Origin of the sequence: Actinophytocola sp. (assembly GCF_050699935.1) — a bacterium.
Classification (GTDB): domain Bacteria; phylum Actinomycetota; class Actinomycetes; order Mycobacteriales; family Pseudonocardiaceae; genus Actinophytocola.
In genome coordinates this window covers 1-23545 of the sequence record NZ_JBOHGB010000033.1, presented here as the reverse complement: position 1 = coordinate 23545, position 23545 = coordinate 1, and the positions used below count along the sequence as shown (strand labels likewise).

The following is a 23545-nucleotide window of genomic DNA, read 5'->3' as shown; positions in this document are numbered from 1 at the left end:
TTCCCAACTCGCGTGTTCAACATTCCTAACCCGTGAGTCCGACGCTCCGTGCTCGGAAGGCGGGGCTTGTTAAGAATATTTGACACCGTGTTGGCCGAGCTTTACATTGGTGGACGTCAAAGATTCTTTACATCTGGAGTGGGCGTGGCGTTCGAAGAGAAGCGCGCGTGGATCATGCTCGGGACGTCCGTGGGGGCGTACGCGGTCTACCTCGCCGTCGTGCTCGGGCGGGTCGGGGACGGGCCGGTCGGCGACGTCGCCTACGTGGTCCCGCTGCTGTGGTCCATCGGCGGGGCGATCGTGGCGGCGATCGTGCTCGGGATCCTTGCCGTGGCGTTCTCCCGGGACGCCCCGCAGACCGACGCACGGGACCGCGAGATCGGGCGGTTCGGCGAGTACGTCGGGCAGTCGTTCGTCGTCATCGGTGGGGTGGCCGCCCTGGCGATGGCGATGCTCGAGCTCGACTACTTCTGGATCGCCAACACCGTGTACCTCTGCTTCGTCCTCTCGGCCATCCTCGGCTCCATCGCGAAGATCTTCGCCTACCGACGGGGGTTCCACCCGTGGTGAAGCCGACCAGAGTCACCAACGCGATTCGCTCACTGCGCTTCGCCCACGACGAGATGACCCAGGCCGAGCTCGCGAGCCGCATCGGGGTGACGCGCCAGACCGTCATCGCCATCGAGCAGGGGCGCTACTCGCCGTCCCTCGAGATGGCCTTCCAGATCGCCCGGGTGTTCAAGGTTCGGATCGACGAGGTTTTCCAGTACCCAGAAGGAGAGACATCATGAAGGCAATCGTCCAGGACACGTACGGAAACGCGGACGTGCTGCGCTTCGCGGACGTCGACAGACCGCCGCCGGGCCCCGGCCGGCTGCTCGTGCGCGTGCACGCGGCGGGCGTGGACCCCGGAGTCTGGCACCTCATGACCGGCCTTCCGCTGCTCGTGCGGCCCGCGCTCGGGATGCGCCGGCCCCGCCTACGCGTGCGCGGCCGGGACGTCGCGGGAACCGTCGAGGCGGTCGGCGCGGGCGTCACGCGGTTCGAGCCCGGCGACGAGATCTTCGGTGCCGGCGACGGCACGTTCGCCGAGTACACGCTGGTCCGCGAGGACCGCGCCGCGCGCAAGCCCGCCAACCTCACCTTCGAGCAGGCCGCGACCGTGCCCGTCTCCGCGTGCACTGCGTTGCAGGCGTTGCGCGACCGGGGCAAGGTCGAGAAGGGGCAGCGCGTGCTGGTCATCGGCGCCGGCGGTGGGATCGGGACCTTCGCCGTGCAGCTGGCCAAGGTGTTCGGGACGCACGTGACCGGCGTGTGCAGTACCGGCAAGGCCGACCTCGTACGCGAGCTCGGCGCCGACGACGTGATCGACTACACCCGCGAGGAGATCCCCGCCGGGCGGTACGACCTCGTGCTCGACATCGCCGGCAACCGGTCGCTGGCCGACGTGCGGCGGACCCTCACGCCGACCGGAACCCTCGTCCTCGTCGGCGGCGAGGACGGCGGGCGCTGGCTCGGCGGCATGGAGCGCAACCTCGGGGCCCTGCTGCTCTCGCCGTTCGTCAAGCACAACCTGCGCGGGATGTTCGCCACCGAGCCGGCGAGCGACCTGGATGTGCTCCGCGAGCTCATGGAGGCCGGGACGGTCACGCCCGTGCTCGACCGCACGTTCCCGCTGGCCACCGCCGCGGAAGCCATCCGCTACCTGCACGCGGGCCGCGCCCGCGGCAAGGTCGTGGTCGTCCCCTGATCGAACTCGTACCCACGGCCGCCCGAGTCTGGGACCACGAGCCGATGGGTGAGTCGGTACCGCCGGAGAAGGTCCGGGCCACTGATACCGACCGCGAAGAGGCGCAGCGGCGGGTGCGCGAGCCCACTCCGCGGGAAGCCTGGAGCTCCGCGAACTGGACGAGCGGCTGCTGGCGGTCTGGCAGGCCAAGACCAGGGCGGAGCTGGCCGCGCCACCGCGGATCTTCCCGACCTGGACGCGGACGTCCCGCCGGAACCGGTGCCCCGCAACGCAACCCGGCGGCGTTGCGTCAGGTCACGGTGGCCTGGTTGAGCGTGCTCAGCGTCGGCATCACGGTGTGGGCGCTGCTCTGGCTCACCACCGACCACGAGCCCGATCCGCTGTGGATCTGGCTGCTGGTGCCCGGACCAGCCATCGGAGTGGTCTGGGCACTCGGCCGCCGCCGGCCGGAGAACCGAACCGGGCCCGAGCCGGCGGGCATACAGTCGACGCATGGGCAAGGTGTCGGAGTCCACGCTGGCGGCACTGGACCGCGCCTCCGGCAAGCTCGCCTCGCTCGCCCTCGCCTCGATGGACGAGCAGTTCGCCTGGTTCGGCCGGATGCCGGCCGACCAGCGGGCGAGCGTGCAGCTCATCGCGCAGACCGGCGCCGCCGGGTTCACCGCCTACCTGCGCGACCAGCGCGAGGCCATCCGGCTCACCACCGACGCCTTCCGGCAGGCCCCGCGCGAGCTGTCCCGCTGGATCAGCCTGCGCCAGACCGTGGAACTGGTCCGCGTCGCGCTGCACGTCATCGAGCGCGAGGTTCCCGACCTCGCCGCGGACGAGGGCGAGCGGCAGGTGCTCACGGAGGCCGTGCTGCGCTACGGCCGCGAGGTCGCCTTCACCTCCGCCATGTCCTACGCCTCCGCCGCCGAGACCCGCGGCGCCTGGGACGCCCGGCTCGAGGCCTCCGTCGTGGACGCGATCGTCCGCGGGGACGCCGAGGAGGCGCTGCTGTCCCGGGCCGCCGCGCTCGGCTGGGACCTGGACGCGCCGGCCACCGTCCTCGTCGGCAACTCCCCCTCGGACGACCCGCCGACGGTCCTCTACGAGGTCCGCAGCCGCGCCGCCCGGGCCAACCGGCCCGTGTTGCTCGGCGTGCAGGGATCGCGCCTGGTCGTCGTCCTCGCCGGGGAGACCGAGGGGCCCGCGAACGAGGTCGTGCTGCGCAAGATGTCCACCTCGTTCGGCACCGGGCCGGTCGTGGCCGGGCCGACCATGCCGAACATCGCCGACGCGCACCGCAGCTCCGCCGACGCGCTCTCCGGCCTGCGCGCGGTCGTCGCCTGGCCGGACGCCCCGCGCCCGGTCCGCTCCACGGATCTCCTGCCCGAGCGGGCGCTCGCCGGCGACCCGGAGGCCGAGTGGCAGCTCATCGAGCAGATCGCCCGGCCGCTCGAGGAGGCGGGCGGCGCGCTGCTCGAGACCGTCGAGACCTACCTCGAGGCCGGTGGCGTGCTGGAGACCTGCGCTCGGCTGCTGTTCGTCCACCCGAACACGGTCCGCTACCGCCTCCGCAAGGCCACTGACCTCACCGGCCGCAACGCGAACCTCCCCCGCGACGCCCTGGTGCTGCGCATCGCGCTGGCGGTCGGCAGGCTGTCGAGGTCACGTGGCTTGTGGTAACCAACCGGACAACGCAGCGGCTCCTTAATCGTTCATCTGGCAGCAACCTTTGGAGGTTCCCCACAAAAGGCCTGCCACGACTTCGTGACTGTCGGCATGCCGCCGGGAGCACGGAACGTGTGTAGTGGACACCGTGCTCGCGTTACTCGCCCCAGGCCAAGGTTCCCAGACCCCCGGCATGTTCACCCCGTGGCTCGAACTGGACGGCACCCGCGAACGGGTCGCCGGCTGGTCCGAGCTGACCGGTCTCGACCTGCTCGAGCTCGGCACCACCGCGGACGCGGACGCGATCAAGGACACCGCGATCACGCAGCCGCTGGTCGTCGCGCTCGCCCTGCTCGCGTTCGAGGAGCTGGAGCGGCGGCACGAGCTGCCGGACGACGTGCTGGTGGCCGGGCACTCCGTGGGCGAGCTCGCCGCCGCCGCGATGGCCGGCGTGCTCAGCGCCGACGACGCGGTCGTCCTGGCCGCCGTGCGGGGCCGGGAGATGGCCGCCGCGTGCGAGCTCGCGCCCACCGGCATGGGCGCCGTCATGGGCGGCGAGCCCGAGCAGGTCGTCGCTTGGCTGGACGAGTTCGACCTGGTGCCGGCCAACATGAACGGCGCGGGCCAGATCGTCGCCGCGGGCGCGCTCGACTCCATCGACAAGATCGTCGACGGCAAGCCCGACTACGTGAAGAAGGTCATCAAGCTCAAGGTCGCGGGCGCGTTCCACACGCACTACATGGAGCCCGCCCGCGAGGCGCTGCGGGACAAGGCCGCCGGCATCGCCGTCGCCGACCCCACCCACCCGCTGCTCTCCAACGCCGACGGCCAGGTCGTGACGAGCGGTACCGAGATGCTCGGCCGGCTCGTCGAGCAGGTCACGCTGCCGGTGCGATGGGACTTCTGCATGGCCACGATGGCCGCGCGTGGCGTGCACGCGGTCGCCGAGCTGCCGCCGGCCGGGGCGCTGAGCGGGCTGGCCCGCCGCGAGCTCTCCGGTGTCACGATCGCCGGCCTGAAGAAGCCCGAGGACCTCGGCAAGGTGGCCGCCGCCCTCGCCGATGACGCGGCCGGCGCCGGAGAGGCTTCCACATGACCCGACTTCGGCAGTCACAGGGCGCCGCCGCGACCCGCATCCTCGGGATCGGCAGCAGCCAACCCGAGCGGGTGGTCACGAACGACGACCTGTCCAAGATCATGGACACCAACGACGAGTGGATCCGCGACCGGGTCGGCATCACCGAGCGCCGGGTCGCCGGGCCGAAGGACACCGTCGTGTCGATGGCCGTCGAGGCGGGCGCCAAGGCGATCGCGGCCGCCGGGCTCACTCCGTCCGATGTGGACACCGTGCTGGTGGCCAACTGCACCACGACCGTGCCGATTCCCAACGCCGCGGCGCAGGTCGCCGAGCTGGTCGGGGTGAAGGGGGCGGGCGGGTTCGACCTCAACGCCGCGTGCGCCGGGTTCTGCTACGCGCTCGCCGCCGCGTCGGACATGGTCCGCGCCGGCTCCGCGGGCCGGGTGCTGGTGATCGGGTCGGAGAAGCTCACCGACGTGGTCGACCCGGTCGACCGGTCCACCGCGATCATCTTCGCCGACGCCGCGGGCGCCATGGTGGTCGGCCCGAGCGACGAGCCGGGCATCGGCCCGGTCGCGTGGGGCACCGCCGGTGACCTGGTCGAGATGATCACGATGCCCAACGATCGGTACATCTTCCAGGAGGGCCAGTCGGTCTTCCGGTGGGCGACCACGAAGATCGCCCCGATCGCGATGCGGGCGCTCGAGCTCGCCGGCGTGCAACCGTCCGATGTGGACGTCCTGATCCCGCACCAGGCGAACCTGCGGATCGTCGAGGCCATCGCGAAGAGGCTGCGCAAGAACGGCGCGCGGGAGGACATGGTCGTCGCCGACGACATCGTCACGTCCGGCAACACGTCCTCGGCGTCCATCCCGATGGCGATGGACCACATGCGTGCGGAGGGCCGGGTGCACTCCGGCGACGTCGCACTGCTGATCGGGTTCGGCGCGGGGCTGTCCTACGCCGGCCAGGTCGTGATCTGTCCGTGAACAAGCTTCCGGCGGTGCCCTGCCGACCGGTCAACCGAGAAGGAGAAGAGTCCATGGCGAACGAGAAGCCCACCGAGGAGGAGATCCTCGCCGGTCTCGCCGAGATCGTCGAAGAGGTCGCCGGTGTCGAGGCCGACGAGGTCACCGCCGACAAGTCCTTTGTGGACGACCTGGACATCGATTCGCTGTCCATGGTCGAGATCGCCGTGCAGGCAGAGGACCGCTTCGAGGTGAAGATCCCCGACGCGGAGCTCGCGAACCTGAAGACCGTCGGGGACGCGGTCGGCTACGTCTCCAAGAACGTCTGAGTCACCACGCCAAAGCCACCTCGGAGGGGGCAATGAGCACGGTCGATGTGGTCATCACCGGCATGGGCGCGACGACGCCGCTTGGCGGCGACGTCCCGTCCACCTGGGACGGGCTGATCGCGGGCCGCAACGGCATCAGGACCAACGACGCCGAGTGGGTCGAGCGCTACGACCTGCCCTCGCGGCTCTCGGCACCGCTGGCCGTCGAGCCGTCGGAGGTGCTGCCCCGCGTGCAGCTGCGCAGGCTGGACCGCTGTGAGCAGATCGCGATCGTCGCGGCCCGGCAGGCGTGGGCGGACGCGGGGTACGAGATGCCGACCGAGGAGAGCCAGCCGGTCGACCCGGACCGGCTCGGGGTCGCCATCGGCACCGGCATCGGCGGCCCGAGGACCCTGCTCGAGCAGGACGACCTGCTGGAGACCAAGGGCCTGCGCAAGGTCTCGCCGCTGACCGTGCCGATGCTCATGCCCAACGGCCCGGCCGCGCACGTCAGCATCGAGCTGATGGCCAGAGCCGGGGTGCACTCCCCGGCATCGGCGTGCGCGTCCGGCGCCGAGGGGCTGGCCACCGGGTGGCAGATGATCCGGAACGGGCGGGCGGACGTGGTCGTCGCGGGCGGCGCGGATGCCTGCATCATGCCGATCACCGTCGCCGGATTCGCCCAGTCCCGGACGTTGTCCCTGCGCAACGACGACCCGGAGGGCGCGTCACGGCCGTTCGACGTGCACCGGGACGGCTTCGTACTCGGCGAGGGCGCGGGCGTGCTCGTGCTCGAGCGCGAGGACCATGCCAGGGCTCGGGGCGCGCGGATCTACGGGAAGCTGGCCGGCGCCGGCATCACGTCCGACGCGTACCACATCACGGGCAACCACCCGGAGGGCATCGGCCAGATCAACGCGATCACCGAGGCCCTGCGCACGGCCAACCTGTCGCCCGCCGACGTCGGGCACGTGAACGCCCACGCGACGTCCACCGTGGTCGGCGACATCGGGGAGGCCGTGGCGGTGGCCAAGGCGATCGGCGACCACGTGGTGCTGACCGCGCCGAAGAGCGCACTCGGCCACCTGGTCGGCGGCGCCGGGGCGGTCGAGAGCATCATCACGCTGCTGTCGATCTACCACGGCATCATCCCGGCCACCCGCAACCTCGAGAACCTGGACCCGAAGGTGACGCTGGACGTCGTCGCCGGCGAGCCCCGCAAGCTCGAGCTCACCGCGGCGGTGAACGACTCGTTCGGTTTCGGCGGGCACAACGTGGCGCTGGCCTTCACGACCGCCTGAACCACCGCCTGACCCACCGCTGGCCCAAGCCCGCGTCAGGGGCAGCGCTCGTGCTGTGGCGAGGCGCCCGCCGGGGACGCGTCCAGCTTCCAGTCGTCCTCAAGGACCAGCGCGAACACCACGTTCCAGTTGATGCAGTCCGCCGGCAGCTCCGCGGGTGCGTCCTCCTCCGCCTGGGTGCTCGTGAACGTCATCAGTACCCGGGCCGAGTCGTCGTCCTCGTCCAGCTCGATGCGGTAGATGACGGCGCTGCCGTCCTTGGTGGTCCGGTAGTCCTTGAGCCACCTTTCCCTCGGCTGGCGCTCCACCCGCTCGCTGGTCACCGCGCGCTGCCAGGCCGCGTAGTCCCGCTCGTTGATCGCGCCGAAGTAGCGCTGCAGCAGGCCACGCACGGTCTCGTACAGCGGGTGTTGGCTCGCGTCCGGGGTGCCCTGGACCTCCCTCGTACCGGGCTGATCGCTGCTCGGGACTGTCGTGGAGGACGGGATCACGGCGGCGGGCGTGGTCGGACCGGGATCCTCGTACCACGTCCGCGCCAGCAGTCCCCCCACCGCGGTGGCGATCACGGTGATCAGCAGTACCGGCAGCAGCCACAGCTGGCGGGGACGGTCGGGCGGCACGCCTAGAGGGTGCCACAACGGGGTCAGCCCACGCGGTGCAACCAGGTAACCGGAGCCCCGTCACCGGCCCGCCGGTACGGCTCGAGCGCGTCGTCCCACGACGCGCCCAGCAGCTCGTCGATCTTGTGCGCGAACGCCTCGCCCGCCCGGCTCGCCGACGCCATCGCACGCAGCTGGTCCTCGCCGACCACGATGTCGCCGTTCGCGGAGGTACGGGCGCGCCACAGGCCCAGCGTGGGCACGAAGCAGAACCGCTCGCCGTCCACGCCCTCGCTCGGTTCCTCGGTGACCTCGAAGCGCACCATCGGCCACGCCTTCAACGCCGTGACCAGCTTGGCCGCGGTGCCGGCGTCTCCGGTCCAGCCGCACTCGGCCCGGAGCTGACCCTGGGCCGCGGGCTGCGCGGTCCACTGGAGGTTCGCCCGAACCCCCAGGGTGCCCGAAATCGCCCACTCGACGTGCGGACATACCGCAGACGGCGACGAGTGGACGTACACCACGCCACGAGTGCTCACTGCTGACCTCCGCTTGATCGACGAGGAACCGTCTTCCCCTACGTCCTCGCCGCGGCGGGCAGCCCGCACTCCCTCTGTTGCTGTTGGCGCCCATTGTGCCTTGCGCACACACGTTCCCGCCATACCGGCCCGAAATCACCCGGCCGTGGCGCGCCGGGCGGGGTGGGCGGATACGGTGGTCTGGTTCGGGTACTGGGCGTCGGGGAGGTGTGCGGTGCGGCTGATCCGGCTGGATGGAGGGTCCTCTGAGGTCGGTGCCGACGTCCGTGCCGCGCTCGCCTCCTGGGGCAGCGGCGACGCCGTCCTCGGGGGCGTGGCACTGCTCGGCTCCCGGGCGGGCGGCGAGCAGCCGGTGGACGCGATCGTGCTGCTGCCGCGCGGAGTTCTCGTGATCGTCGGCGTGGACCTGCCCGACCCGGCGGTCCGCCTGGAGGCGCCGCTGTCCGGACAGTGGAAGACCGACGGCTGGCCGCTGGTCCGGCCCGACGGCGTGGTCAACCCGGCCGCGGACGTCACCGAGGTCGTCGCCAAGATCACCCGGCACCTGGAGCAGGCCCGGGTCGAGCCGCTGCCGGTCGGCACGGTGATCGCGGTCGGGCCGTACGTCTCCAAGGTCGAGCAGCCGACGTCGGACCTGCTGCGTGGCGTGCGCGTGCTGCACCCGGAGCCGATGACGCTGCTCACCGCGGCCCGCGAGCTCGCCACCCACCCGCGGCCGTGCACGGTGGCGCAGGCCCACGAGATCCTCACCGCGCTCGAACCGGACAACACGACGATCGCGGCGCTCGACCTCGAGGCCGAGGGGTTCACCGACACTGTCAAGCCCGACCTCTCCCAGGCCAGCACGATGGTGATCCCGCGGATCGCCCCGCCGCGCGCGCCGCGACCGACCCGGTCCGCCGCGCGCCGCGGGGGCGGCTCGGGGCTGCGCTGGCTGCCGGTGAGTGCCGCGGTGCTGGTGGCGCTGCTGCTGCTGACCGGGATCGTGTACGCGGTCGCGTCGGCCGGTGACGGCGACGACTCTCCGACGCCGGCCAGCCGGTCGCGGACCAGCGCCGCGGTGGAGGTCGGCGGGGTCTCGTTCGTCCCGAGGGGCACGACCACCGACGCCGACTGCGCGGCCCACGCCTACGGCGACGTGCAGGTGTACCTGCAGCAGAACCGCTGCGGCGAGCTCGTCCGGATGCGCTTCGAATCCGCAGCGGAGGGCAAGACGGCGGCGATCCTCGTGTCCGTGCTGCGCTTCCAGCAGAGCGCGTCGGCCACCGAGCTGAACCAGCTGGCCGACAAGCCGGGCAGTGGCGCGATCGTCGACCCGTCCGCCGAGGGCAAGCCCTGGCCGGGCGAGGACGAGCCGACCTTCGAGTCGGCGGCGTACGCGAGCGGCCGCGAGGGCAACAGCCTCAAACTCGTGCGGGCGGTGTGGATCGGCACCCCGTCCACACCGGACGACGAGCACCTCGTGGAGCTGGCGAACACCGCACTGAACCTCAGCGCGCCCTGAGCCTCGAGCCCTAAGCCGACAGCCACGCGACGAGCGCGTGCGCGCCGACCGCCACGCCCACCCCGGCCACCACGCTGACCACCACGTTCGCCGCCGCCAGCAGGTACGCCCGGTCCTCGGCGAGGCGCACGACCTCGTAGCCGAACGTGCTGTACGTGGTCAGGGCGCCGCAGAAGCCGGTGCCCAGCAGCACCGCGAGCGGCTGCGGCAGCGCGGTCCCGGCGCCGGCCAGGGCCCCCAGCAGCGCCGAGCCGGCCACGTTCACGATCAGCGTGCCCCACGGGAACGGGCCACCGTGGCGGGCGGTGGACCAGCTGGTCCACCAGGTACCGCAGCGGCGCGCCGACGGCCGCCCCCAGGACGACGAGCAGGGCGTTCACGGTCGACGTCCCAGGGCGACGAGCCGGGCCAGCCAGGTACCCGTGACCGTCGCCACGAGGGCGGCCGGCACGGTACCGGCGAGGTAGGCCACCGCGACGGTCCACTCAGGACCAAGCAGGGCGCGGACCTCCTCCGCGTAGGTGGAGAACGTCGTGAAGCCGCCGAGCACGCCGGTGCCGAGAATCGGGCGGACCAGCGGGTGCGCCGGGCGGACCTCGGTGACCAGGACCATGAGCGCGCCGATCGCGAAGCAGCCGACCACGTTGATCGCGAACGTCCGCCACGGGAAGGCACCCGGCTCGGTGGGCCACGCGAGCATCAGCCCGTAGCGGGCCAGTGCACCGAGCGCGCCGCCCACCGCCACCGCGGCGAGGATCCATCGGGTCACGGGCACAGTCTGTCGGGAAGGCGGCGGTGTGACGTGGACGGCATCCGCCACGCCGCACACCCTGACCGCCCGCCGACCCGGTGGCCGTTATCCTCGGTGCGCTCGTCTCACATCGCACGCGGAGGATCTTGTGGCGCAGAAGACCATTCTGGAGCTGGTCGACGACCTCGACGGGGGGACGGCCGACGAAACGGTGGCCTTCGCCCTCGACGGGGTCGAGTTCGCGATCGACCTCTCCGCCGCGAACGCCGCTCACCTTCGCGACACGTTCGCGGAGTTCGTCGCGCACGCCCGCCGCACCGGCGGCCGCAAGTCGCGTGGCAAGGCCGCCGCGAGCAACGGGTCGAACGGGAAGCCGGACACGCAGGCCGTCCGCGAGTGGGCCCGCAGCCAGGGCGAGACCGTCGCCGACCGCGGCCGCGTGCCCCAGGCGCTGGTCATGCGCTTCCAGGAGGCGCACTCCTAGTGCGGTAATCGGGCCGCGGACGGGGTCGCCCAGCGGCCCATCCGGCGCACGGCCCACACCGGGTGCGGTTCGAGCCGGCCCAGTCGCGGCTCCCGCATGACCCGTGCCGTGTTGCGCAGGAACGTCCGCACGCCGACCGACACGCCGCGCAGCGCGGCCGTGGTGACCAGCCCCGGATAGGCGCCCCGGCCGTAGAGCGTGACCGCCCAGCGTGGCAGCAGCGAGTACGCCAGGTGCCCGATGACCGGCTCGTACACCCGCACGCCCAGCGACAGCGCGCCTCGTGCCGGCGGCCGGTGCAGGAACCGGTAGATCTCGTCGGCGTCCTCGGTCCGCCGCAGCGACGGGCGCATCGCGGCGAGGTAGGCCGACATCTCCGCCACCGAGCCGGGCACCTCGGCCGGATCCAGCCCCACCAGCGACGCCGACACGCGCTGCTCGTCGAGGTAGCGGTCGGCGTGCGCCGCGGTGAGCGGGAAGCCCGCGCGGCGCACGACGGACAGGAACGAGGAGACCTCCGCGCAGTGCACCCACCGCAGCAGCTCCGGCTCGTCGATCCGGAACCGCTCCCCCGTCTGCGGGTCGACCGCGCGCAGCTCGCGGTGCACCTGCCGCACGCGGGCCGCGCGTTCGGTGATCTCCGCGCGCGTGCAGTAGGTGGTGGCGCCGACGAAGTTCGCCGTGCGGACCAGGCGGCCGAGGGGGTCGGTCCGGAAGTCGGAGTTCTGCATGACGCCGGCGACCGCGCGCGGGTGCAACGCCTGCAGGTAGAGGCTGCGGATCCCGGCGAGCCACATCGCGGGCTGGGCATGGAGCTGCCAGCTCACCGAGTCGGGCCCGAACAGTCCCGGGTCCGGCTCGGCGGGCGCCTTCCCAAGCTCACGGGTCATGGGCTCCATTGAACCTCGAACCCACGAGGGGCCGCCGCCAATGCCCGGAATGCGTCCTTCCGGGCATCCAGTGTCCGGAAGGCGTCCTTCCAGGCGGGGGTCAGACCAGCGGAGGCACCATGGCCTCGATGACGTGCGGACCGGGCTCGGCGAGCGCCTTCGCGAACTGGTCGGCGAGCTCCTCGGCCGTCGTCGCGCGGGTCGCCGGCACTCCCATGCCCCGCGAGAGCGCGACGAAGTCCAGGTCCGGGCCGGACAGGTCGAGCAGCTGGTTCGCCTTCGGCCCGGCGCCCTGCGCGCCCACCCGGGACAGCTCCATCCGCAGGATCGCGTAGGCGCGGTTGTTCAGCACGACCGTGGTCACGTCGAGGCCCTCGCGCGCCATCGTCCACAGCGACGAGACCGTGTACATCGCGCTGCCGTCGGCCTGCAGGCAGACGACCGGCCGGTCCGGGCAGGCGATCGCGGCGCCGGTCGCGACCGGCAGGCCCTGGCCGATCGCGCCGCCGGTGAGCGTGAGCACGTCGTGGCGCGGGGCGCCGGCGGTGGTCATCGGGATCATCAGGCCGGACGTGTTGGCCTCGTCGGACACGATCGCCGCCTCGGGCAGCAGCGCGCCGATCACCTCGGTCCAGTTCTGCGGGGTGAGCGGGCCGCTGGGCATGCCGGGCCGGACCGCCTCCTGCAGCACCGGATCCTGGTCCGCGGCGACCTCGTCGGCGAGGTGCTCGAGCGCGCCCGTGCCGTCCTCGCCGAGGACCGACAGCACGTGCACGTGACAGCCTTCCGGCACGAGCTCGCTGGCTTTGCCCGGGTAGGCGAAGAACGACACCGGGGACTTGGCGCCGACGAGCACCAGGTGCTTGGTCTCGGAGAGCTGCCACTGGACCTGCTCGGCGAGGTAGCCGAGCCGCTCGACGTTGGGCAGCCCGGCGCCGCGCTCGATGCGCGCGGGGAACGTCTCGGCGAAGAGCTTCGCCCCGGTGGCCGCGGCGACCCGGCTGGCCGCGAGCAGCCCGCGCTCCAGCGTGGTGCCGTGGCCGAGCAGCAGCACGGTCGGCTCGCCGGACCGCACGACCCGGGCGATCTCGGCGACCCGGTCGTCGTCGACCGGCACCGCGGGCGACACCGGCTCCTGCTCGCCGACCACGCCACCGTCCGACCAGGACACGTCGGCCGGCAGTACGAGGTTCGCGACCCGACCGGGCGATGACTGCGCGGCGGCGACCGCGGCGGCCCCGTCCGCGCCGACCTCCGCGGGGGTCTTGGACGTGCGGCTCCAGCCCTGCAGCCAGCCGGTGAGCGCGTCGATGTCGGACTCGAGCGGCGCGTCGAACCCCTTGTGGTAGCGGGCATGATCGCCGATCACGTTGACGAGCGGGGTGTGCGCGCGGCGGGCGTTGTGCAGGTTCGCGAGGCCATTGGCCATGCCCGGGCCGAGGTGCAGCAGCGTGGCCGCGGGCCGGCCGGCCATCCGGCCATAGCCGTCGGCCGCGCCGGTCACCGTCCCCTCGAACAGGCTCAGCACCGCGCGCATCTCGGGCACCGAGTCGAGCGCGGCGACGAAGTGCATCTCGGACGTGCCGGGGTTGGCGAAGCAGACGTCGACGCCGCCGCCAACGAGGGTCCGCAGCAGAGCCTGGGCGCCGTTAATGCTCACTGTTCCGCCTCCCCGGGATTCAAACCTTTGGTCACCTTGGGCGCGTGCCGTCCGGTTTGGTGCGTACTTGTGGCTGGGTTGCGTCCCGTTCCCCTTGGGTGCGGTTGGGAGCCGCTTGGGTGCGGTTGGGAGCCGCTTGGGTGCGGTTGGGAGCCGCTTGGGTGCGGTTGGGAACCGCTCGGCTCATGGGGTGTCACGGTTGTCCTTCCTCGTCGAACAGTACGCCGGGGTTGAGGACACCCTTGGGGTCGAACGCGTGCTTGATGCGGCGCATCAGTTCGACCTTGTTCGGGTCCTCCAACTCCAGGAAGTGCCGCTTCTTCTCGTGGCCGATGCCGTGCTCGCCGGAGATCGCACCGCCCAGCGCCATGCCGGTGGCGAACAGCTCGTGCAGCACCTTGTGCCGTACCTCGGGGTCCTTCTGGAACACCGCGAGGTGCACGTTCCCGTCGCCGGCGTGCCCGCAGCCGACCACCAGCGTCTGGTGGCCCTGCGCGATCTCGAGGACCTTCGCGAAGAACTCGGGCAGCGCGGCACGCGGCAGCACGGTGTCGATGATGTCGTCGGCGCCGGCGGTCCGCGCGGTGAAGAACGCCTTCTCCCGCGCCTCGATCAGCTTGCGGGCCGCGGGTCCGGGCAGCACGTAGACGTCCAGCGCACCGAGCTCGCCGAGCAGCGTGCCGGCCGCCTCGACGTCCTCGTCGAGCCGTTCGGAGCCGTTGTTCTCCAGCATCACCACGAGGTAGGCCTGCGAGGTGTCGCGGATCTGGTCCGGGATCCCCAGCGCCAGCTCGGCGCTGTAGGTGATCGCGCCCATCGTGAGCGCGTCGATGTACTCGAGGATGAGCGGGCCGATGCCGCTGCCGACGATCTTCGGCACCGCCCGCGCGACCGTGGCGAGGTCGGGGAAGGGCGCGAGAATCGTGGCCTGGTGCGCCTGCCGCGGCTGGAGCTTGAGCGTCGCCTCGGTGACGAGCGCGAGCGTGCCCTCCGAGCCGACGATCAGCTGGGTGAGGTCGTAGCCGGTGCTGGCCTTGACGAACTTGCCGCCGGTGCGGATGACCTCCCCGGTGGGCAGCACCGCCTGCAGGCCGAGGACGTGGTGGCGGGTGACGCCGTACTTGACCGCGCGCATGCCGCCCGCGTTGGTGCCCACGTTCCCGCCGAGGCTGGCCGACAGCTCGCCCGGGTAGACCGGGTAGAACAGCCCGTCGGCCAGGGTGCGCTCCTCGAGCTCGGCGAGCGTGACCCCCGGTTGCACGACGGCCACGTGGTTCTCGGTGTCGATCTCGAGGATCTGGTTCATCCGCTCGAACGACACGAGGATGCCGTCCGCGCGCGGGGTTGCCGAGCCGGAGAGGCCCGTGCCGCTGCCGCGCGCGGTGACCGGCGTGCCGGTCTCGGCGGCGAGCGTGAGGAGGGCGGCGACCTCGTCCGCACTGCCCGGTCGTACGACGTGGGCGGGCCGGGTCGGCGTCACGGTCAGGGTCTCGTCGTGCGTGTAGTCCTCGCCGATCGCGTCGCCGGAGAGCACGTGCTCGGCGCCGACGATCTCGCCGAGCCTCCCCGCGATGTCCGCCATTGCACTCCTTCCGTCTCCGCCGAACACCTTAGTTCGCCGACCTTCCCGGCAACACGTCCCGCGCGGGTACGTTCACGTCGCCGGGCACCGGTTTCCCGAGCACGACCGCGGCGCCGTACGCGGCGAGCGCCGGGGCCATCTGGATGCCGTAGCCGCCCTGCCCCGCGAAGAACGCGAACCCCGGGTGACCCGGCCACGCACCGACGACCGGAGCCCGGTCGGCGACGAACGAGCGCAGCCCGGCCCACGCCGTGTGCACCCGGCGCAGCCCGAGCGTGGTGACCTCGTTGATCCGCGCCAGGGCGAGCGCGACGTCGACCTCCTCCGGCTTGGCGTCACAGGGCTCGCTGGGTGTCTCGTCGGACGGGGAGACCAGCAGACGCCGTCCCTCGGGGCGGAAGTAGTACCGGTCGGCGGCGTCGCACACCAGCGGCCAGGTCGGGTCGACGGGCACCGCGCCGGACGCGACGGCGGCGGTGCGGCGCATCGGCCGCAGACCGATCGCGGGCACCCCGGCCCGGGCGGCGAGCTCGTCGGCCCAGGCCCCGGCGGCGTTCACCACGAGGCCGGCGTGGACCTCCTGGTCGCCGACCCGCGCCTGCCAGCCGGAGCCGTCCCGGGTGATCTCGGTGACCGGGCTCGCGGTGCGGACGGTGCCGCCACGGGCACGCAGGCCGCGGCGGTAGCCGTCGTGCAGGGCCATGACGTCGATGTCGCTGGCGCTGTCGTCGCGCGCGGCGGCCTTGACCTCGCGCAGGAACGGGCACAGCTCGCGGGCCTGCGCCGGGGTGATCCGCGGGGCGGGCAGGGCATCGAGGTGCGCCGCGCCCGCGTCGTCGGCACCGAGCCAGAGGACCGGGCGGGGCGTGAGCAGCGGCGGGGTGTCGAGCTCGGTCTCGAGGTCGCGGTAGCGGCGTTCGCTCGCGGCGGTGAGCGCGCGGATGACCGGACCGCCGTAGCTGGGCGCGTAGACGGCGGCGGACCGGCCCGTGGTGTGCGTGGCGAGAGCCGGTTCGGCCTCGGCGAGCAGGACCCCCGCCCGCGCGGCGAGCTCGTAGGCGATCGAGACTCCGGCGATGCCGCCGCCGACCACGAGGACGTCCACCATGCCTGTGAGCTTAATTCGGTTGCCGGTACGTCCTACCGTGGTTGGTATGGGAGTCGCGTCGATAAGGCTGCGCCGTCGCTGACAGCGGCGGCCTGATCCTGCTACAGCCCTGCGTTACGCGCTGACCCTTCCGGTCGGCCGTCGCTGTCTCCACGCACCTCGTTCCTTCGTGCTTGGAGCAGTCCTCCCATGCCTTCGACACCGTCCGGTGTTCATCTGCTGTCCTGCCCGCGCGTGATCCGGTCGCTGATCAAGCACTCGGGCGTCGGCCCCGGCGACCTGGTGATCGACTTCGGCGCCGGCCCGGGCGCGCTCACCGCCCCACTGGCCGCGACCGGTGCCGCCGTGCTGGCGGTCGAGCGTGACGACGCGTTCGTCCGCGTGCTGCGGCGCCGGTTCGCCGCTCGCCCCTCCGTCCGGGTTGTTCGGTCGGACCTGCGCTGGGTCCGCCTGCCGTGCCGGGACTTCGCGGTCGTGTCGAGCATCCCGTTCGCGGTGTCGACGCCGTTGCTGCGCCGGCTGCTGAGCCCGGTGTCGGGCCGGCTGGCGCACGCGGACCTGGTGGTCGAGTGGGGCCTGGCGCGTCGGCTGACCGCGTCCCGGCCGCGCGACCTGGAGTCGGCGTGGTGGGCGGCGCGGTTCGACCTGAGACTCGTGCGGCGGATCCCGTCCTGGTGCTTCACGCCGGCGCCGTCGGTCGACGCGGCCCACCTGTCGGTACGCCGAAGGTCCGGTTTGGACGGTCGTGGTTCGGCCGTGTTGTGGGCCCTGCTCGGTTCGGTGTACCGGCAGCCGTCCGTGCCGGCCCGGCGGGTGCTCGGCGAGTTCGCGGCGTACCGGCCCGCGCTGCGGATGTTGCGGGAGGCGGGAGCGGACCCCTCCGGACCGGCCGCCTCGGTCCAGGTCGGAGTGTGGGCACGGGTCGCGTCGGTCGTGGCCGTGGACCGGGGGATCGCCGTGCCCCGGCTGCCGCGCGGACTGCGCGGGTGAGCTCGTCCACGGTGTCGTCGGGCTGCCGCCTGGCTAAAATCGGTGTCGATGCCTGCGCTGCCTTGCGATGCTGACCGCCACCCCGGCACCAACGGGTGGCTGAGCTCGTGGGGAACGTGCGCTCACGGCCAGATCGCGGGCTGCCCACCCGGAGCCTGACCTCGTCGAACCACCGCCACCGTGCACCCGGGGCCGGTGGGTTCGCTGCGCATTCCGCTCCCACCCCACGACGAGGTAGCCACACATGGGCTCGACAACACCACTTACTCCCGCGCGCCTGCGGACACGTCTCGCCGCGTCCCTGCGCCAGGACACCCTGAGCGGCATTCTTCTCACCGCCGCAGTGGTGGTCGCGCTCGCCTGGGCCAACTCACCGTGGGCGCCCGCCTACGAGCATCTCCGGGAGATCACCATCGGGCTCAGGTGGGCGCACCTGGACCTGCCGCTACACGTCTGGGCCGCCGACGGACTGCTCGCACTGTTCTTCTTCATCGTCGGCAACGAGCTCAAACAGGAGTTCGTGCACGGAACGTTTCGCGACCCCCGGCACGCCCTGGTGCCGATGGTCGCAGCGGTCACCGGCGCTCTCGTACCCGCGGGACTGTTCGTCCTCATCACACTCGGTACCGATGGCGGCTCCCGTGGCTGGGGCGTTCCCATGGCCACCGACGCCGCCTTCGCCGTGGCCGTGCTCGCCCTGATCGGCCGGCACCTGCCCACGGCACTGCGCACGACGCTGTTGACACTCGCCGTGGTCGACGACCTGATCGCCATCGTGGTGACCGCCGTGTTCTACACCGACGGCATCAGCCCGGCACCGCTCGCCGCCGCCGTGGTCCTGCTCGTGGTGTTCGGCTGGCTGCAACGCGGGTGTGGCTTCGCGGCCCGCGTCGACCGGGCCCGCCTCCCGAATGTTCTGATCTACGCCCCGCTCGTGGTCGTCAGCTGGGCCTGTGTCCACGCCGCGGGCATCCACGCGACAATCGCCGGGGTCGCGATGGGGTTGCTCATGCGCACTCGCACCAAGCCCGGCGAACGTCTCGACCCCAGCCACCGTGCCGAACACCGGCTACGTCCGTGGGCCATGGGTGCCGCCCTGCCGATCTTCGCGCTCCTCTCGACCGGAGTCGCCATCGGTGGCGTGGGCGCCGACTCGCACGACCCCGTCACGCTCGGGGTCATCGCGGGGCTCGTGGTGGGCAAACTCGTCGGGATCGTGGCCGGCGCCTGGCTCGCCACCCGACTCACCGGAACACCGCTGGACCCCAGCCTCCGCTGGATCGACATCGTCGGCATGTCCCAGCTCGCCGGCATCGGGTTCACCGTCTCGTTGCTGATCAGCGAACTGTCCTACACCGACCAGCCCGACACCCTCGAACACGCCAAGGTCGGCGTCCTCCTCGGCTCACTCACCGCCACGTTCCTCGCGACCGCCATTCTCGCCGTCCGCAACAACCAGTGCCGCCGAGCCACGCACGACCGAACCGGAGCACCACGTCCGGCGACCTCTCCCGATCACGGGTGACGGACGCCGCGCCTCACGGTGTCCACTGTGGATCGCGGCCGCTCAGCCCCAGCACCCGGTCCAGCAGGGGGGCCGACTCGGGGACCGCCACCTCCGGGCCGAACGCGCCCATCCGCCTGCCCATCTCGCCGATCTCGGTAGCCATCTCGTGAACCGTCCACAGGACGGCCGCGTCGGTCTCGAGCGGCTGACCGGTCGCCCTCGCCAGGTCCCAGCCGTGGACCACCGGTTCGCCCACCATCATCATCGCGATCACGCGAGCGGGCATCGAACCGCCGGCCAGGCCGGTGTCGCCCTCGGTCGCACCCGGCTCGGCCCAGGCGGCCACCGCCCTGTCCAGCTGGCGCTCCAGCGTCTGCGGCCAGTCGCGCCGCGTCGTGAAGTCGGTCTGCTCGGTGACCGGGTCGTCGGCCGGCGCGGTCTGCTTGCGCGCGGCCAGCTCCGAGCGGAACGCCGACCAGAACGTCAGGTGGTTCACCAGCGCACGCACGTCCCACCCGGGACACGGCGTCGGATCCGTGAGCTGGTCGGGCTTCACGTTGCGGGCCACCGCCACCACCGACGTGGCCGCCTTCGCCATCATCTCGTGGAGTTCCATGTGCCGAACGCTACGCCCGCGCCGGTGGCGCGGCCAGGACGAACGCGACACGATCGGCGGTGTGGACTTCGAGCTCGACGACGACCCGGACCGCATCGACGTCGACGTGGTCTGGCGGTTCATGTCCACCCAGGCCTACTGGGGCCGCTGGCGCGACCGCGCCCAGGTCGAACGCCAGCTCGCCGGCGCGTGGCGGGTGGTCGGGGCGTACGACCGCGCGGGCGCGATGGTCGGGTTCGCCCGCGCGGTGTCGGACGGCGTGGCACTCGCGTACCTCGCCGACGTGTTCGTCGTCGAGCGGGCACGCGGGCACGGGCTGGGCAAGTCGCTCGTCCAGGCCATGATCGAGGACGGGCCCGGCGCCGACTTCCGGTGGATGCTGCACACCGCCGACGCGCACGGGCTCTACCACCGGTTCGGGTTCACCGAGCCCGACACCACCTACCTCGAACGACCCGGCAAGCACACGCGGAACGACGAGTCGGCCGGCGAGTCGGTCAGCGGGTCATAGCCGCCAGCTCGCGCCGGCACGCCGCCGCGCTCTCCGTGAGGTGCGCGAGGAACGCCGGCACCGCCGGGGGTCCCGACACCCGCTCGACCGTCGCCGCGTAGATGCCGCGGGTGGGCTCGGCACGCAACCGCTTCACCACCACGTCCGGCCGGGCCACGCCCGCGCCCAACCCCGGCACCAGCGTGACGCCCAGCCCGGCCGCGACCAGCCCCTGCTTCGCCGTCCACTCCGGCACGACGTACCGCACGTGCGGTACCAAGCCCGACCGCAGGCACGCGGCGATCAGCGTGTCCTCCAGCGCCGTCGAGCCCGCGATCCAGTCCTCCTCCGCCAGCTCGGTCAGCCGCAGCGTCCGCCGGCCCGCCAGGCGGTGCGCCCGCGGCAGCGCCACCAGGATCGGATCGTCGAGCAGGTGGCGCAGCGCCAGGCCGGCCACGTCCGTCGACCGTCCCGAGTGGAGGTTCAGGACCGCGACGTCCAGCTCGCCCGCCCGCAGGCGCGCGACCTGCGCCGCGGTCACACCGTCCGAAAGGGACAGCTCCACGTGCGGGTGAGCCGCCCGGAACGCCGCCATCGCCCGCGGCACCAGGACCGCCTCCGCCGTGGCGAACGCGCCGATCCGCAGCCGGCCGCCGTCCAGCTCGCGCAGCGTGGCCAGGTCGCGCCGCGCGGTCTCCAGCCGGTCGAGCACCGCATGCGCGTGGTCGAGCAGCAGACGACCCTCGTCGGTGAGGCGCACCCCGCGCGAGCCACGGTCGAACAGCGGCACCGCCAGCGACTCCTCCAGCGCCGCGACCTGCCGCGACACCGCGGACTGCGTGTACCGCAACGACTTCGCGGCCGCGGTGATCGACCCGTGCACGGCGACCTCACGGAAGGCGGTCAGTCCGGCGATGTCCATCTCTCATACCTACCATGCGGAACATTCACTTGTCGCATGTCACGGAGTTGCTTAGCGTCGGCGCCATGCCCACGATCGCATCGCTCCCAACCGCACCTCAGGGGAACGTGACGCAAACCAGCCACAAGTACGTGACCAGACAGAGGCTTTCGTCTCCCAACGCGACCACAAGGGTTAATTCCGGGGAGGCGGTAGGACAACCATGACCACGACGTTCCACAACCCGCCCACCGCGCCACCACCGGCCGGTCCCTATTCCAACCTCGCCGACATCGACCTCGGATCGACGCGGCTGCTGCTCCTCGCCGGCCAGGTCGCGATCGACGGGGACGGCCACGTGGTCGGCGAGGACGACATGAGCGTGCAGACCGCGTTCGTGTTCGACGCCATCGCCGCGCTGCTCGCCGATCGCGGCGCCACGTTCGCCCACGTCGTCAACATCCGCACCTACCTCGCGGACATGGACCGGCGGGCCGAGTACGGCGAGGCCCGCCGCCGCTACCTTCGCGACCCGCTGCCGACGAGCACCACGGTCGAGGTGTCGCGGCTGTTCCGGCCCGGCCTGCTGCTCGAGGTCGACATCACCGCCGTGGTTGCAGGAACGGCGTGAGCAGCCCCGGCACGGCCTCGGCCGCGAGCCGCAGCCCCTCGCTCTCGCCGACGTCGCGCACGAGGTACTGACCGGTGTTCGCCGCGGTCGTCGCGGCGATCGTGACCAGGCCGGCCCGGCGCTGGAACGGCGAGCTGCGCACCGTCCACCCGATGACGCCGCCGCGCAGCAGGGCGACCGTGTGCCGGCTGCCCGCGCCGTAGCGGGTCACCACGTAGTCGCCGGACAGGCCGTGGCCGAGGTTGCGGTAGTCGTCGAGGGCGAGCGCGATCGCCGGCGGCGTCAGCACGACCGCGGCGATCCACGCCATGTGCAGCAGTACCACCGTGAGCAGCAGCCCGAGCACGGCCAGCACCGCGACCACGAGGAACACACCCAGCAGGGCCCAGACGAGCCGCCGGGTCCGCGCCGCCCGCGGGTGCGGCCTGATGTCCACATCGGACAACGCGGACGCGCCGAGCACGTCGGCCGCGACCCGGTGGGCGATCGCGAGCGGGGCGGCCGGCAGCAGCGTCTTCGGGTCCGAGCGCTCCCGGTTCGAGCGCACCCGCAACCCGGTCGCGACCACGTCGACCCGGGCGGCGCCGAGCACCCGCCAGGCGAGCGCCTCGAACACGTCGACCCCGCGCAGCCGCCGCTGCTCCAGCGACAGCGAGCGGGTGGTGAGCAGGCCGCGGTGCACCCGCAGCGCGCCGTGCTCCCGGGTCAGCCGGTAGCGCCACCACATCTCCACGAACAGCAGGAGCGACCCGACGAAGCCGACCACCAGCCCGGCCGCGACGAGCACCGCGATGAGCCCGACCAGGGGCAGCCCACCGAACATGTCGCGGACCGTCCGGAACACCGCGCCCTGCAGGTCGAACCATTCCGACACCTGCATCACCGCCCCGAACGCCGCCGCGCCGAGCAGCGGCGTGGTCACCGAGATCGGCGCGTACCGCAGCCATGCCCAGTCGAGCTCGGCGAGCGGTCGGCCCGCCGCGGCGGGCGCTGTGGGCCGTGTGGCGGATGGTGTGGCGGACGGTCCGGGGGGCGTGGCCGGCGTGGTGGCCGGGCCGGGCGGCGCGGGTCGGTCGAGCAGCAGCCGGCGCAGCTCCTCGGCGTGCGCGCGGCCGACCGGGTCCAGCGTGAGGTGACCCTGCTGGCCGGTGACCTGCTGACCGGTGCCGATCTTGACCTTCGCCAGCCCGAACGCGCGCAGCAGCGGGTTCGCGGTCAGGTCCACCGTGCGCACCCGCTCGCGCGGGATCGAGCGCAGCTTGTGCAGCACCCACGCGTAGCGCAGCTCGACGCGCTCGTCGGTGACCCGGTAGGTGGTGTGCCGCCAGCGCAGCCGGTCGACCAGCGCCCCGACCGCGGTGAGCACGAGCACGCCGGCGATCGCGATCACCAGGACGGGTCCGGCCGGGCGGTCGTTGCGCAGCATGCCCAGCACGATCGGAGCGGCGATGGACACGCCGATCCCGGCGAGCGTCAGCGTGGTGACCAGGACCGTGTGCCGGTGCAGCCGCCGCCACTCGCCCAGGCCGGCGGCGGGGTCGGCGTTCATGTGGCGTCCCCGCGGTTGGCCTGCGCGGTCTCGGTCAGCCGCGCCACCAGGTCGGCGGCCAGCTCGTGGTCCAGCCCCTGGATCTTGAGCGGCCCCGCCGCCGACGCAGTGGTGACCGTGACGCTCGACAGCCGGAACAGCTGCTCCAGCGGCCCGCGCGCGGTGTCCACGGTCTGGATCCGCGACATCGGCGCGATCCGCCACTCCTGCCACAGCCAGCCGGCGCGCGTGTAGACCGCGTCCTCGGTGACCTCCCAGCGGTGCACCTGGTAGCGCCAGAACGGCACGACGACGCCGTACGGCACGCCGATCGCCAGGACGACGCCCATCGCGAGCAGCAGCCACGGCCGGGCCGGCGTGAGGAGCACCGCCAGCACGGCCAGGATCACCGCCGGGACCAACGTGGACAGCAGCTCGTTGGTCAGCCAGTAGCTCACCGCGCGCCGCTCGACCCGGTTCCGGGGCGGCCGCAGCCGTATCTCGTCCACAGTTCTCCTCCCCCTTTCCTCGTCCGGAACGGTAGGCGTCCCGGAGTGCACCGGCGTCGGCCCGGAGAACGATCCCTCTCGTCATTCCCTGGTTGACGCCGCTCGGCTATCTTGCCGTCCCATGAAGCGTGCGCTCACGATTGTCCTACTCGTTCTGGCCGCGCTGGTGGTCGTGCCCGGCGGCACGGCGGGCGCCGACCC

Annotated in this window: 27 protein-coding genes; 14 read left to right on the top strand and 13 right to left on the bottom strand. The window is 72.4% G+C overall.

All coding sequences use genetic code 11. From position 1 onward, the window contains the following. Positions 1 to 144 precede the first annotated feature (144 nt). The 3 genes from ACRDTB_RS13880 to ACRDTB_RS13870 are packed head-to-tail and all read left to right on the top strand — an operon-like array spanning position 145 to position 1750. Complete coding sequence (locus ACRDTB_RS13880) at positions 145 to 570, top strand: hypothetical protein (protein ID WP_431430615.1); 426 nt, start codon at positions 145 to 147, stop codon at positions 568 to 570. Beyond that, positions 564 to 791 (top strand): helix-turn-helix transcriptional regulator, encoded by a 228-nt coding sequence (locus ACRDTB_RS13875; RefSeq protein ID WP_431430614.1) that lies wholly within the window; start codon positions 564 to 566, stop codon positions 789 to 791. Before ACRDTB_RS13880 ends, ACRDTB_RS13875 begins: the two co-directional genes overlap by 7 nt. Next, positions 788 to 1750, top strand: coding sequence for an NAD(P)-dependent alcohol dehydrogenase (locus tag ACRDTB_RS13870; protein ID WP_431430613.1), 963 nt, complete (start codon positions 788 to 790; stop codon positions 1748 to 1750). The genes ACRDTB_RS13875 and ACRDTB_RS13870 overlap by 4 nt, the downstream gene beginning before the upstream one ends. Before the next feature lie 289 nt (positions 1751 to 2039). Here ACRDTB_RS13870 and ACRDTB_RS13865 read toward each other — a convergent pair whose 3' ends face one another. Next, on the bottom strand, positions 2040 to 2165 hold the full coding sequence (locus ACRDTB_RS13865; RefSeq protein WP_431430611.1) for a hypothetical protein: 126 nt from the start codon (positions 2163 to 2165) through the stop codon (positions 2040 to 2042). A gap of 77 nt (positions 2166 to 2242) precedes the next feature. Between ACRDTB_RS13865 and ACRDTB_RS13860 the strand changes: the two genes are divergently transcribed. The 5 genes from ACRDTB_RS13860 to ACRDTB_RS13840 all read left to right on the top strand — a co-directional run bounded on the left by ACRDTB_RS13860 (position 2243) and on the right by ACRDTB_RS13840 (position 7058). Next, entirely contained in the window at positions 2243 to 3418 is a 1176-nt protein-coding gene (locus ACRDTB_RS13860; RefSeq protein ID WP_431430609.1) for a PucR family transcriptional regulator, read from the top strand. A 178-nt stretch (positions 3419 to 3596) separates the two neighbouring features. After that, entirely contained in the window at positions 3597 to 4499 is a 903-nt protein-coding gene (locus ACRDTB_RS13855; protein WP_431430608.1) for an ACP S-malonyltransferase, read from the top strand. Continuing rightward, the gene (locus ACRDTB_RS13850; protein WP_431430607.1) at positions 4496 to 5470 is read left to right on the top strand and encodes a beta-ketoacyl-ACP synthase III; all 975 of its coding nucleotides are present in this window, start codon (positions 4496 to 4498) and stop codon (positions 5468 to 5470) included. The genes ACRDTB_RS13855 and ACRDTB_RS13850 overlap by 4 nt, the downstream gene beginning before the upstream one ends. A gap of 53 nt (positions 5471 to 5523) precedes the next feature. Continuing rightward, positions 5524 to 5778, top strand: a complete 255-nt coding sequence (locus tag ACRDTB_RS13845; RefSeq protein WP_431430606.1) for an acyl carrier protein — start codon at positions 5524 to 5526, stop codon at positions 5776 to 5778. A gap of 32 nt (positions 5779 to 5810) precedes the next feature. Next, entirely contained in the window at positions 5811 to 7058 is a 1248-nt protein-coding gene (locus ACRDTB_RS13840) for a beta-ketoacyl-[acyl-carrier-protein] synthase family protein (RefSeq protein WP_431430605.1), read from the top strand. Between the two features lie 35 nt (positions 7059 to 7093). On the opposite strand, the gene ACRDTB_RS13835 is transcribed toward ACRDTB_RS13840, so the two are convergent. Then, entirely contained in the window at positions 7094 to 7678 is a 585-nt protein-coding gene (locus ACRDTB_RS13835) for a hypothetical protein (protein WP_431430604.1), read from the bottom strand. Between the two features lie 23 nt (positions 7679 to 7701). Next, positions 7702 to 8193: a DUF3145 domain-containing protein gene (locus ACRDTB_RS13830; protein WP_431430603.1), complete on the bottom strand. Its 492-nt coding sequence runs from the start codon at positions 8191 to 8193 to the stop codon at positions 7702 to 7704. A gap of 214 nt (positions 8194 to 8407) precedes the next feature. Here ACRDTB_RS13830 and ACRDTB_RS13825 point away from each other — a divergent pair, with 214 nt between their 5' ends. Then, entirely contained in the window at positions 8408 to 9697 is a 1290-nt protein-coding gene (locus ACRDTB_RS13825) for a hypothetical protein (protein WP_431430602.1), read from the top strand. Between the two features lie 10 nt (positions 9698 to 9707). Here the strand turns inward: ACRDTB_RS13825 and ACRDTB_RS13820 are convergent, their stop codons facing one another. Beyond that, a complete protein-coding gene (locus tag ACRDTB_RS13820; RefSeq protein WP_431430601.1) occupies positions 9708 to 9962 on the bottom strand; it encodes a fluoride efflux transporter FluC in 255 nt (84 codons plus the stop codon). A gap of 111 nt (positions 9963 to 10073) precedes the next feature. Further along, positions 10074 to 10466 (bottom strand): fluoride efflux transporter CrcB, encoded by a 393-nt coding sequence (gene crcB / locus ACRDTB_RS13815; RefSeq protein ID WP_431430600.1) that lies wholly within the window; start codon positions 10464 to 10466, stop codon positions 10074 to 10076. 130 nt (positions 10467 to 10596) lie between these two features. Between crcB and ACRDTB_RS13810 the strand changes: the two genes are divergently transcribed. After that, entirely contained in the window at positions 10597 to 10932 is a 336-nt protein-coding gene (locus ACRDTB_RS13810) for a histone-like nucleoid-structuring protein Lsr2 (protein WP_431430599.1), read from the top strand. Here the strand turns inward: ACRDTB_RS13810 and ACRDTB_RS13805 are convergent. The 4 genes from ACRDTB_RS13805 to ACRDTB_RS13790 form a co-directional block, all read right to left on the bottom strand. Beyond that, on the bottom strand, positions 10929 to 11822 hold the full coding sequence (locus ACRDTB_RS13805) for an oxygenase MpaB family protein (RefSeq protein ID WP_431430598.1): 894 nt from the start codon (positions 11820 to 11822) through the stop codon (positions 10929 to 10931). The two genes, ACRDTB_RS13810 and ACRDTB_RS13805, sit on opposite strands and share 4 nt — an antisense overlap. A gap of 100 nt (positions 11823 to 11922) precedes the next feature. Beyond that, entirely contained in the window at positions 11923 to 13482 is a 1560-nt protein-coding gene (locus ACRDTB_RS13800; protein ID WP_431430597.1) for an acetolactate synthase large subunit, read from the bottom strand. A 193-nt stretch (positions 13483 to 13675) separates the two neighbouring features. Further along, complete coding sequence (locus ACRDTB_RS13795) at positions 13676 to 15064, bottom strand: FAD-binding oxidoreductase (RefSeq protein WP_431430595.1); 1389 nt, start codon at positions 15062 to 15064, stop codon at positions 13676 to 13678. Between the two features lie 28 nt (positions 15065 to 15092). After that, positions 15093 to 16172, bottom strand: a complete 1080-nt coding sequence (locus ACRDTB_RS13790) for an NAD(P)/FAD-dependent oxidoreductase (RefSeq protein WP_431430593.1) — start codon at positions 16170 to 16172, stop codon at positions 15093 to 15095. Between the two features lie 189 nt (positions 16173 to 16361). On the opposite strand from ACRDTB_RS13790, the gene ACRDTB_RS13785 reads away from it, so the two are divergent. Together ACRDTB_RS13785 and nhaA are read left to right on the top strand one after the other, a co-directional pair. Next, the gene (locus tag ACRDTB_RS13785; RefSeq protein ID WP_431430591.1) at positions 16362 to 17162 is read left to right on the top strand and encodes an rRNA adenine N(6)-methyltransferase family protein; all 801 of its coding nucleotides are present in this window, start codon (positions 16362 to 16364) and stop codon (positions 17160 to 17162) included. 244 nt (positions 17163 to 17406) lie between these two features. Then, entirely contained in the window at positions 17407 to 18687 is a 1281-nt protein-coding gene (gene nhaA / locus ACRDTB_RS13780) for a Na+/H+ antiporter NhaA (protein ID WP_431430590.1), read from the top strand. A 13-nt stretch (positions 18688 to 18700) separates the two neighbouring features. Here nhaA and ACRDTB_RS13775 read toward each other — a convergent pair whose 3' ends face one another. Then, positions 18701 to 19285, bottom strand: coding sequence for a TIGR03086 family metal-binding protein (locus ACRDTB_RS13775; RefSeq protein ID WP_431430588.1), 585 nt, complete (start codon positions 19283 to 19285; stop codon positions 18701 to 18703). 121 nt (positions 19286 to 19406) lie between these two features. Between ACRDTB_RS13775 and ACRDTB_RS13770 the strand changes: the two genes are divergently transcribed. Next, positions 19407 to 19796 (top strand): GNAT family N-acetyltransferase, encoded by a 390-nt coding sequence (locus tag ACRDTB_RS13770; protein WP_431430640.1) that lies wholly within the window; start codon positions 19407 to 19409, stop codon positions 19794 to 19796. Here the strand turns inward: ACRDTB_RS13770 and ACRDTB_RS13765 are convergent. Then, entirely contained in the window at positions 19783 to 20697 is a 915-nt protein-coding gene (locus ACRDTB_RS13765) for a LysR family transcriptional regulator (protein WP_431430587.1), read from the bottom strand. The two genes, ACRDTB_RS13770 and ACRDTB_RS13765, sit on opposite strands and share 14 nt — an antisense overlap. A 202-nt stretch (positions 20698 to 20899) precedes the next feature. On the opposite strand from ACRDTB_RS13765, the gene ACRDTB_RS13760 reads away from it, so the two are divergent. After that, positions 20900 to 21307 (top strand): RidA family protein, encoded by a 408-nt coding sequence (locus ACRDTB_RS13760; protein ID WP_431430585.1) that lies wholly within the window; start codon positions 20900 to 20902, stop codon positions 21305 to 21307. Here the strand turns inward: ACRDTB_RS13760 and ACRDTB_RS13755 are convergent. Both ACRDTB_RS13755 and ACRDTB_RS13750 read right to left on the bottom strand, forming a co-directional pair. Continuing rightward, entirely contained in the window at positions 21279 to 22856 is a 1578-nt protein-coding gene (locus ACRDTB_RS13755) for a PH domain-containing protein (protein WP_431430583.1), read from the bottom strand. The genes ACRDTB_RS13760 and ACRDTB_RS13755 overlap by 29 nt on opposite strands. After that, positions 22853 to 23344: a PH domain-containing protein gene (locus tag ACRDTB_RS13750; protein WP_431430582.1), complete on the bottom strand. Its 492-nt coding sequence runs from the start codon at positions 23342 to 23344 to the stop codon at positions 22853 to 22855. Before ACRDTB_RS13750 ends, ACRDTB_RS13755 begins: the two co-directional genes overlap by 4 nt. Between the last annotated feature and the right edge of the window lie 201 nt (positions 23345 to 23545).